15 protein-coding genes are annotated in these 15,887 nt (G+C 52.3%); 11 read left to right on the forward strand and 4 right to left on the reverse strand.

The window, feature by feature from the left end:
• Positions 1-71: 71 nt before the first annotated feature.
• Positions 72-446, reverse strand: a complete 375-nt coding sequence (locus ABC502_RS13195; RefSeq protein WP_330087616.1) for a DUF4168 domain-containing protein — start codon at positions 444-446, stop codon at positions 72-74.
• A 169-nt stretch (positions 447-615) separates the two neighbouring features.
• On the opposite strand from ABC502_RS13195, the gene ABC502_RS13200 reads away from it, so the two are divergent.
• From ABC502_RS13200 to ABC502_RS13225, 6 genes are all read left to right on the forward strand, one after another.
• Positions 616-2,118, forward strand: a complete 1,503-nt coding sequence (locus tag ABC502_RS13200) for a HAMP domain-containing sensor histidine kinase (protein ID WP_345916175.1) — start codon at positions 616-618, stop codon at positions 2,116-2,118.
• The gene (locus ABC502_RS13205; RefSeq protein ID WP_345916176.1) at positions 2,115-3,509 is read left to right on the forward strand and encodes a sigma-54 dependent transcriptional regulator; all 1,395 of its coding nucleotides are present in this window, start codon (positions 2,115-2,117) and stop codon (positions 3,507-3,509) included. Before ABC502_RS13200 ends, ABC502_RS13205 begins: the two co-directional genes overlap by 4 nt.
• On the forward strand, positions 3,496-4,281 hold the full coding sequence (locus tag ABC502_RS13210) for a kinase (protein ID WP_345916177.1): 786 nt from the start codon (positions 3,496-3,498) through the stop codon (positions 4,279-4,281). Before ABC502_RS13205 ends, ABC502_RS13210 begins: the two co-directional genes overlap by 14 nt.
• A gap of 119 nt (positions 4,282-4,400) precedes the next feature.
• Entirely contained in the window at positions 4,401-6,362 is a 1,962-nt protein-coding gene (locus ABC502_RS13215; RefSeq protein WP_345916178.1) for a TonB-dependent receptor, read from the forward strand.
• A gap of 95 nt (positions 6,363-6,457) precedes the next feature.
• The gene (locus tag ABC502_RS13220) at positions 6,458-7,561 is read left to right on the forward strand and encodes an SLC13 family permease (RefSeq protein WP_345916179.1); all 1,104 of its coding nucleotides are present in this window, start codon (positions 6,458-6,460) and stop codon (positions 7,559-7,561) included.
• A gap of 115 nt (positions 7,562-7,676) precedes the next feature.
• The gene (locus tag ABC502_RS13225; protein ID WP_345916180.1) at positions 7,677-8,462 is read left to right on the forward strand and encodes a peptidylprolyl isomerase; all 786 of its coding nucleotides are present in this window, start codon (positions 7,677-7,679) and stop codon (positions 8,460-8,462) included.
• A gap of 31 nt (positions 8,463-8,493) precedes the next feature.
• On the opposite strand, the gene ABC502_RS13230 is transcribed toward ABC502_RS13225, so the two are convergent.
• A complete protein-coding gene (locus tag ABC502_RS13230) occupies positions 8,494-10,197 on the reverse strand; it encodes a hypothetical protein (RefSeq protein WP_345916181.1) in 1,704 nt (567 codons plus the stop codon).
• A gap of 275 nt (positions 10,198-10,472) precedes the next feature.
• Between ABC502_RS13230 and ABC502_RS13235 the strand changes: the two genes are divergently transcribed.
• Positions 10,473-11,168: a division plane positioning ATPase MipZ gene (locus ABC502_RS13235; protein WP_330087622.1), complete on the forward strand. Its 696-nt coding sequence runs from the start codon at positions 10,473-10,475 to the stop codon at positions 11,166-11,168.
• Positions 11,128-11,478 (forward strand): replication protein RepA, encoded by a 351-nt coding sequence (locus tag ABC502_RS13240; RefSeq protein ID WP_345916182.1) that lies wholly within the window; start codon positions 11,128-11,130, stop codon positions 11,476-11,478. The genes ABC502_RS13235 and ABC502_RS13240 overlap by 41 nt, the downstream gene beginning before the upstream one ends.
• Positions 11,479-11,487: 9 nt before the next feature.
• On the opposite strand, the gene ABC502_RS13245 is transcribed toward ABC502_RS13240, so the two are convergent.
• Both ABC502_RS13245 and ABC502_RS13250 read right to left on the reverse strand, forming a co-directional pair.
• Positions 11,488-11,916 (reverse strand): DUF3010 family protein, encoded by a 429-nt coding sequence (locus tag ABC502_RS13245; RefSeq protein WP_330087624.1) that lies wholly within the window; start codon positions 11,914-11,916, stop codon positions 11,488-11,490.
• 39 nt (positions 11,917-11,955) lie between these two features.
• Positions 11,956-12,321, reverse strand: coding sequence for a hypothetical protein (locus ABC502_RS13250; RefSeq protein WP_330087625.1), 366 nt, complete (start codon positions 12,319-12,321; stop codon positions 11,956-11,958).
• A gap of 167 nt (positions 12,322-12,488) precedes the next feature.
• Here ABC502_RS13250 and ccoG point away from each other — a divergent pair, with 167 nt between their 5' ends.
• The 3 genes from ccoG to ABC502_RS13265 all read left to right on the forward strand — a co-directional run bounded on the left by ccoG (position 12,489) and on the right by ABC502_RS13265 (position 15,681).
• The gene (gene ccoG / locus ABC502_RS13255) at positions 12,489-13,913 is read left to right on the forward strand and encodes a cytochrome c oxidase accessory protein CcoG (protein WP_330087626.1); all 1,425 of its coding nucleotides are present in this window, start codon (positions 12,489-12,491) and stop codon (positions 13,911-13,913) included.
• A gap of 51 nt (positions 13,914-13,964) precedes the next feature.
• Positions 13,965-14,960 carry a serine/threonine protein kinase gene (locus tag ABC502_RS13260; RefSeq protein ID WP_330087627.1) on the forward strand — a complete coding sequence of 332 codons (996 nt, stop codon included), beginning with the start codon at positions 13,965-13,967 and terminating at the stop codon, positions 14,958-14,960.
• A 79-nt stretch (positions 14,961-15,039) separates the two neighbouring features.
• Entirely contained in the window at positions 15,040-15,681 is a 642-nt protein-coding gene (locus ABC502_RS13265; protein WP_330087628.1) for a thiol:disulfide interchange protein DsbA/DsbL, read from the forward strand.
• Positions 15,682-15,887 lie beyond the last annotated feature (206 nt).

Consider the following 15,887-nt stretch of genomic DNA (forward strand, 5'->3'; position numbering starts at 1 on the left):
ATAAAAAAACCCTGTCGGCGTGACAGGGTCTGGTATGAGCAATCCAGCCAAGCTCTGGCTGCAGCCAACGCTTAGGAGTCAGCGCGCGACATGCTAAGGATGCGCTCTCTCAGCTCATCGTCTTGCTGAGCTTGTTGCGCAATGGCATTGTATTCTGCGGCGGTCAAGCCGGCAGACTCCACGGCTTCGACCATTTCATTTTGAGCCTGTTGCTGAATTTGCTGGGCTTGCTCCGCACTTTCAGCGCTCTGAAATTCCGCTTCGTACTTGGCACCAATCTCACCGATGGCATCCATCGCCATGGTGAACTGCAGCAGCTTGGCTTCGGTGATTTCAACCTGTTGCTGCTGTTGTGGCTGCATTGCAGCCGGATCGGCCTGTGCAACACTCAGGGTGACAGAGGCAGAAAAAGCGGCCAGACAAAGGGCAAGGGCAGTTTTCTTCATAATGGTACTCCTTTGGTTTGAGTTCGAAAAGACTATTGCCAGAGGCGTGCCAACTCGACAGGAAAACAATAAGCAACTGATATTAAACAACAATAAACAACATCTCCGTTTGATGCCATAGCAACCCCAATTAAATTGTGTATACTAGTGACACACAATAGGGGGCAATGTGACATTTTTATCCAATCTACGACGTTGGCCACAAGCCAGTTTGCAGCGACGCTTATTGCTGTTTGTGGTACTGCCGATGCTGTTGTTGGTCGGGCTGGCGATTCGTTTTGGCCTGGCTTTAACCAGTGAGTTAGTCAGCAATAGCATGCGCACTGATTTGGAGCTGATTGGCCGTGCTATCCGGGTACCCATTAGCGATGCACTGCTGCAGCAAGATCTGGTAGCCATCAATGCTCATCTGGAGTCGGTGTTTACCATAGGCCGGGTGTATGGCGCATCGGTTTACAACACCGATGGTCGACTGGTCGCCGCCACCGGAGTCACTGAGCGCGACCTGTCCGACAGCGAGCTGGCTTCGGAGGTGGTGCGAACCGGTCTGCAGCAGGATGGTTACCATTCGGTCTCAGGCCAATCGTTGTTTTCGCATTTTTTACCGGTGATTGATCGCAGCGGTCAGATCCACGGCTTGCTGCAAATCAGCCGTAAAGGCAGTGACTTCGAGCAAAGCCTGGACCGGATGTCGACCCTGGCCTGGATGAGCTGGGTCGCACTGGCACTTCTTAGCCTGCTGATTATGTGGCGCGGTCATCAACGCGCCATTGGTCAGCCGGTGCATCAGTTGGTGGACAGCATGCGTAAGGTCGCCGCCGGCAATAGCAAGCACCGCGCTTCACTGGAGGGCCCGGCTGAGCTGGCAGAAGTCGCTGCTGGTCTCAATCAAATGCTGGATGATATGGCAGTAGCGCAATCGCAACTGCAAAGCCAACAAGCAGAGCAGCAACGAATGCAACAACAGCTGAAGAAGCAGGAAACCATGGCGGCTATTGGCCAGGTGGTCAGTGGGGTTGCGCATGAGCTTGGCGCACCGCTCAGCGTCATTGATGGCCGGGCACAGCGGTTGCTTCGCCTGCAACAGGACGAAGACAGCCAGCGACAACTGGAGGCCATTCGTGGCCAGGTGCAGCGTCTAAGCCGGATGGTGAAACAGCTGCAAGCTTTTGCCCATACCCCGGTTGCCAGTTGGCAGACGATCTCTTTGCCGGAGTTGCTCCAGCAGGCACTCACCAGTATCAGCTTTGAACTGCAACCTGGTGATGCCGAGCCCCAGCTGCTGGCTCCCTGCCCGGCACTGGTGCTAACGCTGGATCCGGATCGCTTCGAGCTGGCACTGGTCAATGGCCTGCGCAATGCGGTGCAGGCCGCCCGCTCCGAGGTGCTTATTCAGGTGATTAGCGATCCGCATTCCTTAACTATTTTGATTGAAGACGACGGGCCCGGCCTGCCGACAGGCCAGGCAGCAGCTGATGTGATGCAACCTTTTGTCTCCACGAAACCGCAAGGCCAGGGCACCGGCCTTGGCCTGGCTATCGTGCAGCAAATTCTGCAGGAACATCAGGGCAGTGTGCAACTATCCAACAAAACGCAACCAAACCAAGAGGTAACAGGTTGCCGCCTAAGCCTGACCCTGCCATTCGCTACCATGAAGGAGCCACAGCCATGACATTCTCACCCCACCAGTTGGCGATTGTGGAAGATGATCCGGCCCTGCTTGAGTTATTGCAGGAAGAACTTACCGGCCAGGGCTATCAGGTGACTGCCTTTGCCCAGGCAGAGGATTTGCTCGCGGTGCTGGCAGAGCACTCTTTTGCACTGGTGATCAGCGATATTCGCCTGCCCGGTATCAGTGGCCTGGAATTACTAAGCCGCATCAAGCAACTCAGCAATCCACCGGCACTGTTGCTGATCACAGCCTTTGGTACCGTGCGTCAGGCCGTTGCAGCCTTAAAACAAGGCGCTGATGACTTTCTAACCAAACCGCTGGATCTGGATCATCTGACATTGTCCGTACAACGCTTGCTGGCCCACCAGGCGCTGCAACGCGAGGTCAAGCAGCTGCGGCAACAGCAACAGGAGAGCCCTGCCGGCATTACCGGGATGATTGGGAAAAGTCGTGCCATGCGCCGGCTGTACCAGCACATTGCCCAGGTGGCACCGGCCCAGGGCGCCGTGCTGATTCTGGGAGAAAGTGGCAGTGGTAAGGAGCTGGTCGCTCAGGCCATTCACCGGCAAAGTGCCCGCAGCGAGCAGCCGTTTATCGCCGTCAACTGCGCCGGCATCCCGGCCGAACTGATGGAAAGCGAGTTTTTCGGCCATGCTGCCGGTGCTTTTACCGGTGCCCGTAACGCCCGCCAGGGCCTGTTTAAAGAAGCTGATGGCGGCACCCTGTTGCTGGATGAAATCGCTGAAATGCCCCTGCTGCTGCAAGCCAAGCTACTGCGGGTCTTGCAGGAAGGAAAAATCCGCCCGGTGGGCAGTGATCAGGAATACAGCATTGATGTACGTATTCTGGCCGCTACCCACCAGGATCTGGAACAAAAAGTCGAGGCGGGCAGCTTTCGTGCCGACTTATTTTACCGGCTGGAAACCTTCAGTCTGCAGGTACCACCGCTGCGTGAGCGGGCCGATGATCTGGAGCTGCTGGCCGATGTCTTTTTACAAAAGCTAAAGCAACAGCAACCCAAAAATGTGCAGGGCATCAGTCCGGAAACACTCGATTGTCTGTACCGCTATCCTTTCCCCGGCAATGTGCGGGAATTGCAAAACGCCATTGAGCGCGCTTTTACCTTCGCCGATAGCACAGAGATTCAGCCGGCAGATTTGCCCGGCCGTATCTGCAATTATCAACCAGAGACCAATCAGCCTCACCAAAGCAACACCAGTTGGCCCAGCTTGCAGCAATTGCAGCGCAACTATGTACAGCAGGTGCTGCAGCATACCGCTGGTAACAAACAAAAGGCCGCCCAGCTGCTTGGCATTACCCGCCGAACCCTGTACCGCTGGCTGGAGCCGGCAAGCAGCGATAACGAAGACCCTGACCATGCAGCGAAGTGATACCAGCCCGGCTTATCAGCAGTTGCTGGCTCAGCTCTGCAGCCATTTGCTTGCCTTGCCCAAACCAGCCGTAGTGGGCATTAGTGGTGCTCAGGGCTGTGGCAAGAGCACCTTGGCCCGCCTGCTCACCGAGCAGCTTACGGCTTTGGACCTAACTACGGCTACTGTATCGCTGGATGATTATTACCTGAGCAAAGCATTGCGCCAACAACTGGCAGAGCAGGTGCATCCTCTATTGGCCCAGCGGGGTGTACCAGGCACCCACGCCATTGACAGAGCCATTGCCGATGCCAACAAGGTACTCGCAGCAAAGCCGGTGCAGCTGCCTTGTTTTGATAAAGCTCTGGATGAGCCAGTCGCTGACCGGCCGCTGCAACAGCTGCAACTGCTGATCGTCGAAGGCTGGTGTCTGGGACTTAGCCCACAGAGTGCGCATGAGCTTGAACAGCCACAGAACAGCCTGGAGGCCAACGCTGATCCGACCGGTCAATGGCGACACTTTATCAACCAGCAATTGGCCGGCGCTTATCAGCAGTATTGGCAGTTACTAAGGCCGCTGATCTGGCTGCAGGCACCGGATTGGGAGTCGGTCTGTCGCTGGCGGGCCAAACAAGAGCAGCAACTGTGGCAACAAAGGGGTGAAGGCATGAACAAGGAGCAGCTCGAGCACTTTATGCTGAGCTTTGAGCGCCTAACCCGCGCCAGTTGGCAGCAGCTACCACAACGCGCAGAGATCCAAATCCCGTTGAATACCCGGCAGCAACCTCAATGAAGTTCGCTTACAGCCCACACTCCGTGCCGATACTAGTCCACCGAAACGGTTTTGCTAGATATTATAAATAATAACCATTATTATTTGCAACCTCATTCAATAAAGATGGAGTTGTTGTCATGTCTGCCAGGAGTCTGCTGAGCCGCTATTTCCCGTTATCCTTACTTAGTCTGTGCCTTGCCCCCGCCTTACAGGCTGCCTCTCATGCAGGCGATGAGGCGGACATAGAACGAATTGAAGTACGTGCCAGACCAGGCCAGGGACTGACTCTGGATTACGCAGAGCAAACCGCTGGCAGAGAAGTACGCGATATTTTTGCCAATGCGGTGGATATCTCGATTGGGGGCGGCGACCGTCAGGGTCGTCGTTTGTTTCTGCGTGGTGCTGAAGGCTCCAATCTGAATATTACCGTGGATGGTGCCCGGCAGGGGCCAAATTTGTACAATCACCGGGGAGGTATGTTAGGGGTTGATCCGGCCATCCTAAAGCAGGTCAGCGTAACTTCAGGCCCAGCCACAGCAGAAGATGGCGCTGGTGCCATGGCTGGTAGCATTCGTTTTACCACCAAGGATGCGCAGGACATTGCCCTGGCTCATGAAACTCTGGCGGGCTTTATTCGTGCCAGCCATGCTTCAGCGGCCAGCGCTGAAACATTAAATATGGCGTTAGCCATCACACCAACCGAGCAACTGGGTATTTTAGCCTATGCCGGTGGCAGCAATGCTGGGCTGCAGCGCATTGGTGGCGGTGATACCATTCCCTTTTCTGCCTATCAGGATCGCAATCAACTGATCAAATTAAGCCTGCTGGGTGAACACCAGCTACGCATTGGCCATGAGCAGAACAAGACTTCCGGACTCAACTTCCAGCAACGAGGGGATTATCCTTATCAGGTACAGCCGCCAACCGAGAATCGCCCACCCAGACAGCAAAGTTTGAAACGCACCAGCACGCATCTGGATTATGGCTGGAATAGTGGCTTCACCTGGCTGACACCTGAACTGAATGTCTATCAACAAAAAACAGCCTGGGCCTCACCAGATAACCTGGGCGAAGCCTTTGACAGCAAAGGCTCTGGCGTTACTTTAAAAAATACCGTCCAATGGTCTGAGGCTAGCCGACTGGTTGCTGGTCTGGATCATCTGCAGGAAAAAGGCAATGCCTATGGCAACAACCTGCCAGACAGTCTGGGAGCTATCAATTACCGCAATACCGGTGCTTTTGTACAGGCTTACTGGCAATGGCAAGCACTGGCGCTAACAGCCGGTACCCGGCATGACCATTACCAAACGCACTATGGCGACAGCAAAGCAAATGGCAGCCTCTGGTCTCCCAACCTGCAGGCAAGCTGGGAGCTGAATGACGCCTGGCAGCTCTTTGCTGGCTATGGCAGCAGCGCCCGTGGCTTTGGTACCATTCCGGTTCACTTTGCCCGTCGCATTCAACCAGATGCAACAGCTCCGGATAAAGCAGAGCGCGCCAGGCAGCAGGAAGCGGGCCTGCGCTGGCACTGGCCGGTTTCAGCCAGCCTGAGCCTGGCCAGTGAGCTAAGTTACTTTCACAACCAGCTACGTGACTTTATTCTGTACGAGCATGGCGGCAGTGGTGGCTTAGGGGGGCGCCCGGTGATTGCTTTTAGCAATCAGTCCGAACCGATCATCTTTGAAGGTGTACAACTGACAATTCGGGCGCAAAGCCAGGATTGGTCGGCTGAGCTGGGATACAACCATACCAGCAGCCGCCACCTGCCGGAACAACCACAGCATCGGGCCCGGGCTGGCACCGAGTTGGGTGATAAATTTCATCTACGGCTGAATTACCAGCTAACCAGCGACTGGCAAGCCGGCTACCAATTGACGGCACAACACGGCCTGACGCTGACGGATGACAGCCGTAAGCCAGGTTATGTCACCCACAACCTACACCTGAACTGGCAAGCCCTGCCCCAATTGGAACTGACACTGGCCGCACAAAACCTGACCGACAAACATTACATTAGTCATAGTACTTTGTGGCAAAACGGCTTCGCCACCGAAGAGCCCGGTCGCGATCTCCGTATTGCCTTGCACTATCAATTCTAATACCCTACCAGCCTCAACAGGCTTAGCGTGTATGCAGCGGCATGCACGCTAAGCCTTTCGCTACGCAACCTGCAGCTTATGCCACCGGGGCTTCCATGCATTTGCTACGACACCTGCTATCCAGAGTCACCGAAGACTTACTGTTGCTGGTATTGCTGCTGGCACTGCCTTTGCTGCTCTGGTTTAGCCCCAGCAGCCCGGCAGCGCTGCTGCACCTGGTAGACTGGACCACCATCACCGCCTTAGCTGCCTTGATGTTGCTAAGCCGGGGTTTGGAAGACAGTGGCTATTTGGCCCGCTTTGCCGCCTGGTTGTTACGGCAAGAACATTCGCAGCGTCAACTTGCGGTGGTACTGGTGGCCTTTGCTGCAGTGCTATCGGCAGTGATTACCAACGATGTAGCGCTTTTTGTACTGGTGCCTATCTGTCTCAGTCTTGCCAGGCTGAGTGGCTTGCCGGTTGGCCGTTTGATTATTTTTCTGGCGCTGGCAGTCAATGCCGGCTCCAGTATCAGCCCCATCGGCAATCCGCAGAATCTGCTGCTGTGGCAGGCATCCGGCCTTGGTTTTTTGCAATTCTTGCTGATGATGCTGCCACTGGCACTGACACTCACCCTGCTGTTGATGCTGCTGAGTTATCTGGCTTTTCCATCCAGCCGTTTGTCCTTGCCAGCCAGCTCTGCGCAGCCACAGCTGCATCAACAACTGTTTCGCTGGTCACTGCTCGGCTATCTGCCAGTGATCATGGCCATTGAACTTGGCTATGCTCCGGCAGTTGCCGGGCTGGTGCTTGTTTGCTATTGGCTGAGAGCCAAAAACGTGGTGCTTGGTATCGACTGGTGGTTGTTGCTGATTTTTGCACTGATGTTCATAGATTTAGGCTTGTTGGCGCAACTACCGCTAATGCAGCAACTGGCAAGCTCCTCGCTGGAACTGCCGGGCGGAGCTTTTACCGCCGGCGCCTTATTATCGCAACTCCTGTCAAATGTGCCAGCAGCTATCTTCCTGCAAAACTTTACCGACGACTGGCGCGCGCTTAGCTGGGGGGTCAGTGTCGGTGGTTTTGGTCTGGCTATTGGTTCGCTGGCTAACCTGATCGCACTACGGCTGGCCCGGCAAGCTGGACTATGGCGGGAGTTCCATTGCTGGGCAATCCCACTGTTTCTGGTAAGTCTGCTGCTTGGAGCTGTGATGCTGTAACGCAATCACAGCTGTTGCTTTTGGTAGCCTTTGGTTACTAAGTGTTACCCAGACTGGTTGCTGTCACCTCTGGTGAAGTATGCTGTTGCTCTATTCATAGCATGCGGAAATAACCATGAAAAAACCCCTTTCTCGGCTCATGGCCACTGGCCTGGTATGTGCTGGTTTGTGCTTTTCAGTACAGGCTACCATCGTTGAGTTTCGCACATCGGTAGGCACCTTTGAAGTAAATCTGTTTGATGATGTCACGCCAAAAACGGTAGAAAACTTTTTAAAGTACGTAGAAGATGAAAGCTACCACAACAGTGTTATCCACCGGATGGTGCCGGATTTTGTAGTGCAGGGCGGTGGTTTTACATACAGCGGTGCCATGCCATTAAAAGTTATCCCGGCCAAACCAGCCGTACAGAATGAACCCAAACTGTCCAACCGTCGCGGTACCATTGCCATGGCCAAGGTATCCGGAAATGCCAACAGTGCCACCAATCAGTGGTTTTTTAATCTGAAAGACAACCATGCCGGTTCACCGCGACTGGATACACAAAATGGCGGATTTACTGTGTTTGGTCAGGTATCAGAGCATGGCATGGAAGTGCTGGAACGTATTGCTGCTCTGCCACGCTATAATCTTGGTGGTGCTGCCGACAGCATGCCTTTGCGTAATTACAGCAACGCCGATGCTGCCGCCAACAAAGCGGTTACAGCCGAACACCTGGTGATGATTGAAAGTGTAGTGGTGGTGGATCCACGTTCAAATACAGCTGCCGGCTTAAGCCCCGTCGCTAATACCCTGATTGGTCAACAGCCTCAGCAACCTGATTCTGACAGTGCCAGCTCATTGTCTATCTGGTCTGGTCTGCTGTTATTGGGTTTGTTGCTGCGCCGCCGGCGCTTTCGCTAAGCTCCTCCACTTCACGAACCGGCAGCGCCCCTTAAGAAGGGGTCGCTGCTTTACTTAGTTTCTGCTCCAGTACCACGATCTTTTGCTGAGCTTGCTGGTTAGACAGTGTCAGACGTTCAATGGTAGAGGTGGAGTTACTCTTTACAAAGTTCAATTGCTCTTCCAGCTTAAGACAACGTTGCTGCAACTGCTCCTTCTCCTGCAGATACTGCTGCTGGGCTTCACGCAGTTGCTTGTTCTCTTCGCGTTGTAATTTAATGGTTTCCCGCTGCCGGGTTTGATGGCCGGTAGTAACTTCACTTTGCTCTTTTAGCATGGAATTGGTATTTTGCAGGTGAGCAATCTTGCTTTCCATCACTTGCAAGCGTGACCGCAGCCGCTTTAATTCCTGTTCTTGCTCACTGAACTCATGCTCAGAACGCATCTCCGGCAGCTTCGAGGCCAATTGCTCCAACTCTTCGGCTTGCTCTTTTAAGCGTTGCTCCTGCTCTTCTTTACTCTCTTTAACGTCACTCAGTTGTTGCAGCGCCTGGTCGCGCTCAGCTGCCAGCTGCTTTAACTGCTCGCTCAGCTCAGCAGCATGCTGCTGAGAATCGCTCAATTTGGTTTCCATAGCCCGGTAAGCTTGCTGCTCTTCATCCAACTTGTGCTGCACAGCAGTCCGAGACTCTTCGGCTTTTTTTAATTGCTGCTCAAGGATCGGCAACTGCTGCTTTTGCAGATTCAGCTCTTGCTGAGTTTGCTCCAGGCTTTGTTCCAGCTTATTGATATGCTCAGAATGCTTCGAGCTGGCACCGGCTTGCAACTCAGCATTGGCCAGTTGCAACGCGTCCAATTTTTGCGCCAACAGTTCGTATTGCTCATCCCCCTGCCGTTTCGCCTGCACAGCTTCATCCCGCTGTTGCTCAACTTCAAGCAACTGATCTTTCAAGCGATTCAACTCTGCCTGCTGAGCCACTAATTGTTGCTGCAATTCATTCAGTGCTTTTTGGCGTTCAATCGCCAGTTGCTGCGCATCGGTAAATTGCTGATGCAAATCCTGGCTGTCTTCCGTCAACTCTTTCGAACGTTCACGCAGTTGGTCAATTTCCTGCTGCATATCTTGCTGCTGCAGTTCGAGTTGTTCAATCTGAAGTTCCAATTGCTCAATCATGTCATCGTGCTCAGTTAAAGAAGCCGCTGTCACAGCAGCTGATGGTTGGGAAGTCTGTGCCTTAGGCACACCATGAACGGTTGCAGACGTTTTCGCAGCAACTGCCGGCTCTTGATCTGGTTGTTCAACGGGTTCTGCAGATGCTTCCTTTGCATCGGTTGGCTGCTCTTTGGGCTGCTCTTTGGCCTGCTCCATCGGCTGAGTCAGCGTCTGCTCAGGTTCAGTACCCAAATCAGCGGCCTCCTCCATCACCTCTGCCGGCGGAGCTTGTTCGGCTTGCCCGGCATCTTTTTCCTGATTGGCTTTTTTATTTTTACTGAATTTCAGCATTTTACTCAATGAACCAGGCATTTTCTCAGTCAGTGCTGTTAACGAAGCGATGCCACGGGTGGTTGCTGTCGAGGCATCAAGGGCTGCAGCCTGCACTGGATCGTACTGATACTCTGTACACCAGTGGTCAAAATGCACCACAATGCTGGAGCGACTGCCATCAATCTGTTTCGCCAGAATATCCAACGTAATAGGCCGCCCTTCCCTTTGCAACCGCTCACACACTGCTTTCACTTCGCTGTAATTTGCCATTGCGTACCCGCCTTTCTACCAACTGAGCTAAGTAGGATACTTGTTTTTTGCTGAAACTGGAAATCTTTAGCGCATATTTTTTGTTCGATTGTTACATCGGATACACAGATAAATTACCTGAAGTTCGCTGCCAATAGCTTTGCGTGTTTCGCCGCTCATTTCCAGCGCTGATTATTCGCATACTCTAAAGTTCCAGCCTATACTTTTTAGTAGGTTCCGCAGGAACATTTCACTGAAAGCAGCAAATACTGAAAGCAGCAAATGAGGATAGACAGATGATTCTGTTAGTCGGTGGAGAAAAAGGTGGCAGCGGTAAAAGTTGTCTGGCACAGAACATCGCGGTGTATTTTACCCGGGAAAAACAAGCCAATGTAATGCTGGTCGACTGTGATCCACAGCGAACGACCTCGGATTGGGTACAGGAAAGGCATCTGAACCCAGACCTGCCCTGGATTAACTGCGTACAAATGTACGGCAAAATCCGGTACGAGCTGAAAAGCCTGGAAATGCATTACGATGTGGTAGTGGTAGACTGCGGTGGCCAGGACAGTGTTGCCCTGCGCTCGGCCATGGTGGTTGCCAGCCATGTGTTATTGCCTCTGCGTCCCAAGCGACGGGATCTGAAAACACTGGAGCATTTAGAAGATCTGGTCAGCGCCAGCAATGTGGTCAATCCTGATATGATTGTCGGCTGCGTGATGACACAGTGCCCATCCCTGCCGAACCAGGCGAACCGTATTCTGGATGCCAAGGAAGTCTGTAAGTCATTCAACTTACGAGTCCTTGAAGCCATTACCTACAGCCGTAACATCTATGATGACAGCGAAGAGAAAGGCTTATCGGTGATGGACATCGATCCGGATGGCAAAGCCGCTGTAGAAATCCGGGATATTATTACTGAACTGCTGTCGATGAAGGCGATACAAGAAGATGGGTCTGCAGGATCTGAAAAAAAAGTCTACGCCGTCTGAACGAAAATCCGTCGATGTAGATGCGTTTATTGATGATGCCAACAATTATGCCATGGGTTTGCCTAAGGTCGTAAACCTGCGCCAACTGCAGCCTGACGAAGAGCCAGGCCCACGTCAGCCTATGCGCCATGCCACTTTTACTCTGAGCCAGGAAGCGATTGAGGCCCTGAATCAGCTTAGTGAGTTAACAGGTGAAGCAAAGTCTAAAATTATCCGGCATTTGGTGTTGCAGGCAATTCAGCAAGCCAGCCCAAGACCCGATCTGGTGATAGAGCCCGTTACCCCCTCGGATAAAACAGGCTCCAGCTAAGGTCCCGCTTTATTCTTTACGATGCAACCAGGCATAAGCAGTTTCGAAAGCGGTTTGCTGAAAGCCTTTTAAGCCCGTGGCTTTAAAATCGATGAGCAGCGGGTTACGACTGAGCTGGTCTTTAATCTGCTGACCAGATAGCAGCTCTACGTTAATATCCGGCAACAGTTGCAAGGCCGTTTCAATCTTAAAGCCCACAGCACCACCGGCAAATTTGCCTTTTTGCGGCCGCTCCCGAATAACTAACTGACTTACTTTATAGTCCTGCAAAAATTTTTGCAGTGTAAACTGAAACTTGCGAACAGACTCGGCGTCCTTATCCTGCAAGAGGGCAAAACGCTGCTGGCGGCAATCCGGCAATTGAAATAATCCCTGCTCCAGCGTCATCAGACAAATAATGGCTTCATTGCTTTTAATATCTACCCCACAAACACGCATCAGTATCTCCTAAAGTAATTTTATTGATATACCGCAAGCTCAGTGTCGCATCAGGATGTCATACTGACTGTCGATAATGCCACAGGCTTTGCGCAGTGGTTCGCCAAACAGCAACGGATTAAAGTCACCATCGATGCAATACCGCTGCCGGAATAACAGCAGCTCCTGTTTCGACGATGCTGCCCGTTGCAATTGTGCCCGCTGGCCTTCACCCAGCTCTTGCCCTAACTCAGCAAAGAGTCGGTCAATGTTGCGTAAGGCCTGAGCTTCACCAGAGCGGCTGGTCAATCCGGCCATTTGATAAAACTGCTGAAACAGCCATTCTTTATAGGGACTCACTCTGGGATGATCAGAAAAGGTCGCCAGCAACAGAATGACCAGCAAAATGAACAGTAGCTTTTTCATGGCAAAGCTTTTCCTGAGTACAGATAGCTTGATCATACCTGATTGCCGGAACATTTGTCTGCATCCGACCAAAGTAAAAGCACTGTTCCTGAACACCATCCAAAGAAATGGTATACTGCAGTCAGCAGAATCGTTGTCTGCTGATGCATGCCAGGGCAGAGGTAACCGTGACCAATAAGATTGATGTGAAAAATATTCCGGTAGACGTAAAGCTGCATAAGCCAGAGCAAACACCACCAGGCCGTTACCCATCGCGTGATCGCATTTATGTCAGGGCCATGAAGGGCATGCATCAGGCTATACGGCGTTACATGGGCTTCTTTTTTATGGGCCTGTTTATGCTGCTACCCTGGCTGCGGTACAACGGTGAGCAAGCCATTTTGCTGAATATCGCTGAACAAAAATTCAGTATCTTTGCCCTGACGCTCTGGCCACAGGACTTCACCATTCTGGCCTGGCTCTTTATTATAGCGGCCTATGCCTTATTCTTTGTTACCACGTTTTATGGCCGGGTTTGGTGTGGTTATTTGTGCCCACAATCGGTCTGGACTTTTATCTTTATGTGGTTTGAAGAAAAGATTCAGGGCAGTCGTAACCAACGCATGAAGCTGGACCAGCAGCCATGGAGTATCAGTAAATTCGGTAAAAAGTTTCTTACCCACCTCTGTTGGGTAGCCTTTGCCTTGTTAACAGCCTTGATTTTTGTGGGCTACTTTACCCCGGTGGACCAACTCTTTCTGAACTTTTTCACTCTACAGGCCGGTTTCTGGGCCACGCTCTCGGTGTTGTTTTTCACCTTCTGCACCTATGGCAATGCCGGCTGGATGCGTGAGATTATGTGTACTCATATGTGTCCGTACGCCCGCTTTCAATCGGCAATGTTCGATAAAGATACTTTCACGGTGGCTTACGATGAGCGTCGGGGGGAAACCCGTGGCCCACGTAGCCGTAAAGATACCGATTACAAAGCCAAAGGTCTGGGAGATTGCATCGACTGCAACCTGTGCGTGCATGTCTGTCCGACCGGCATCGATATCCGCAATGGCCTGCAGTACGAGTGCATCAACTGTGGTGCCTGCATTGATGCCTGCGACGATACCATGAGCAAAATGGGCTATCCAAAAGGCTTAATTAGCTACACTACGGAAAACCGGCTGCAAGGCAAAGGTGCCCATGTGCTAAGGCCTAAGCTGCTGGGCTATTTCACAGTACTGGTGATCGTTTGTCTGGCCTTTGTTTATACCTTATACAGCCGGCAGCCGCTGGAGTTTGATATTCTGCGAGACCGCGGAGCCTTGTACCGTGATACCAGTGAGGGTTGGGTGGAAAATACCTATACGCTGCGTATCATTAATAAGTCACAACAAGCGCAAACCTTTGTGTTTTCAATGTCGGGGCTGGCTGATGTTCGTTGGATAGGCCCTACCGAGCTAACCGTAGCCGGCGGTGAGACTGCCAGCCTGCCAATCAGTCTGGCTGCCGATCCCTGGGAGCTGGAGCAACCCATTAGTGACATCACCTTTACGGTCACCATTGAAGGGCAGCCAGATATCGAAGTCTCACAAACCAACCGCTTCTTCTCCAGACGCTAAGTCATGCTATAGTCGCTGCATGTTCTTGCCTGCAGCGACTATAGGAGCCCCATGTCCGCTTTTTGTTTTGCCGATTTAACACCTGATGCCGTACTGGATGCACTGGAGCATATCGGCTTTGTCATTCATTCTGGCTTAACCCCTCTCAATAGCTATGAGAACCGGGTCTATCAATTTATCGGCGAATTGCCAGAGCAGCCAGAGATCCAGCGCTGGGTCGTCAAATTCTACCGCCCGCAACGCTGGAGCCATGCCCAGTTGCAGGAGGAACACGACTTTACCTACGAGCTATTGGCCGCCGATGTGCCGGTGGTCGCCCCCATAAAGCTGGCCGGTCAATCCGTATTGCCTTATACCGGTGGCTATTTTGCGCTGTTTCCCAGCAGAGGGGGGCGCACCCTGGAAACGGACAACGAAGAACAATTGGCCCAACTAGGTCGATTTTTAGGGCGTCTGCACCAGGTGGGACAAAGCAAGGTGTTTCAACAGCGCCCAAGCTTCAGTACCGATAGCCACTTGCTGCAAAGCCGGCAGGTGCTGCAGCAGTGCCCGCACATCCCAGCGCATATGCACAATGCATTTTTTACCGTATTGGACCAGGTTATCACCGAAGCAACTGCCTTGTATCAACCCAGGCAGTTAATTCGGGTGCATGGGGACTGTCATGCCGGTAATTTATTCATTGATCAACAAGGGCCCTTTTTTGTCGATCTGGATGACTGTCGTATGGGTCCGGCGATTCAGGATCTGTGGATGATGCTGTCGGGTGAGCGTGCCGACCAGTTGCTGTATCTGGACATCATGTTGGAGGAGTACCAACAATATTGCGATTTTAACCCGGCGGAGCTGAAACTGATCGAACCCTTGCGTGCCATGCGTATAATTCATTACATGGCCTGGCTGGCACGACGTTGGGATGATCCGGCTTTTGCAATGAACTTTCCATGGTTTGCCACAGACAAATACTGGGAGCAGCAGGCTTTGGTGTTAAAAGAACAATTGTTTCAGCTGCGCCAGCCCCCGTTATCGCTGCAGGCCGGTTTTTAATAGGCCAGCCATGGGCAAAACGAGGCTTTTTTGCTAGGCTAGCCCAATCAGATTGTTGTACTTTATGAAAGGAACTTCCATGATGAAAACGTTGTTTGCTTTATTGGTAGCCACGGTCTTGCTGGCAGCCCCGGCTTACGCCCAGACCTTTGTTGAAGGCAAGCACTACGAGGTAATAGCAGAGCAAGGCACCGACAAGCCAGAGTTAAAAGAGTACTTCTCCTTTTTCTGCGGCGGCTGTGCCAGTATCGAACCGGTTGTACAGCAGCTAAGTGATAACCTGCCAGAAGGCACTCAGTTTAAAAAAGTCCATGTGGATTTTGTGCGGGGCGCCTCACCGGAAGTGCAAAATACGCTGGCCCGAGCCTATATCGTCGCCGATGCACTGGACAGAGGTAATGCTTTCTCAACAGCTGTCTTCAACCATATCCACCGTCAGCGCCAGCAAATACGTAACGACAATGATGTCCGTACCATCGCCCTGGGTGTTGGCATTGCAGCAGACGAGTACGATAGCCGCATCAACAGCTTTGCCGTGCGTATGGGCGCCACTGTGATGCGCAACGAACAAAATGAAATGTCCCGTTCACGCGTGCTGACCGGTGTCCCTACCTTTGTCATTAACGGCAAATACAAAATAAATAACTCCAATCTGGATGGCCGTAACTTCGCCTCCGAGCTGGAGCAACTGGTAGATTATCTGCTGCAAAAAGACAGCTAATATCTCCTCGCCCAGGCAGCAAAAGCTGCCTGGCCTCATCCCCAACGCTCAGTTGTTACCCACCAGACAGACTCCGCTAGCAGCCACAGCTACCTCGTCAGGCAACGGCTCCAGACTGATTTACTTTTAATCAATTTGCATAACAATCCAACAGTTAACACCCAAAAAACAATTTATGACACTGGTATGACTTTACATTACATCAT

This window comes from Alkalimonas sp. NCh-2 (assembly GCF_039631345.1).
Lineage (GTDB): Bacteria > Pseudomonadota > Gammaproteobacteria > Enterobacterales > Alteromonadaceae > Alkalimonas > Alkalimonas mucilaginosa.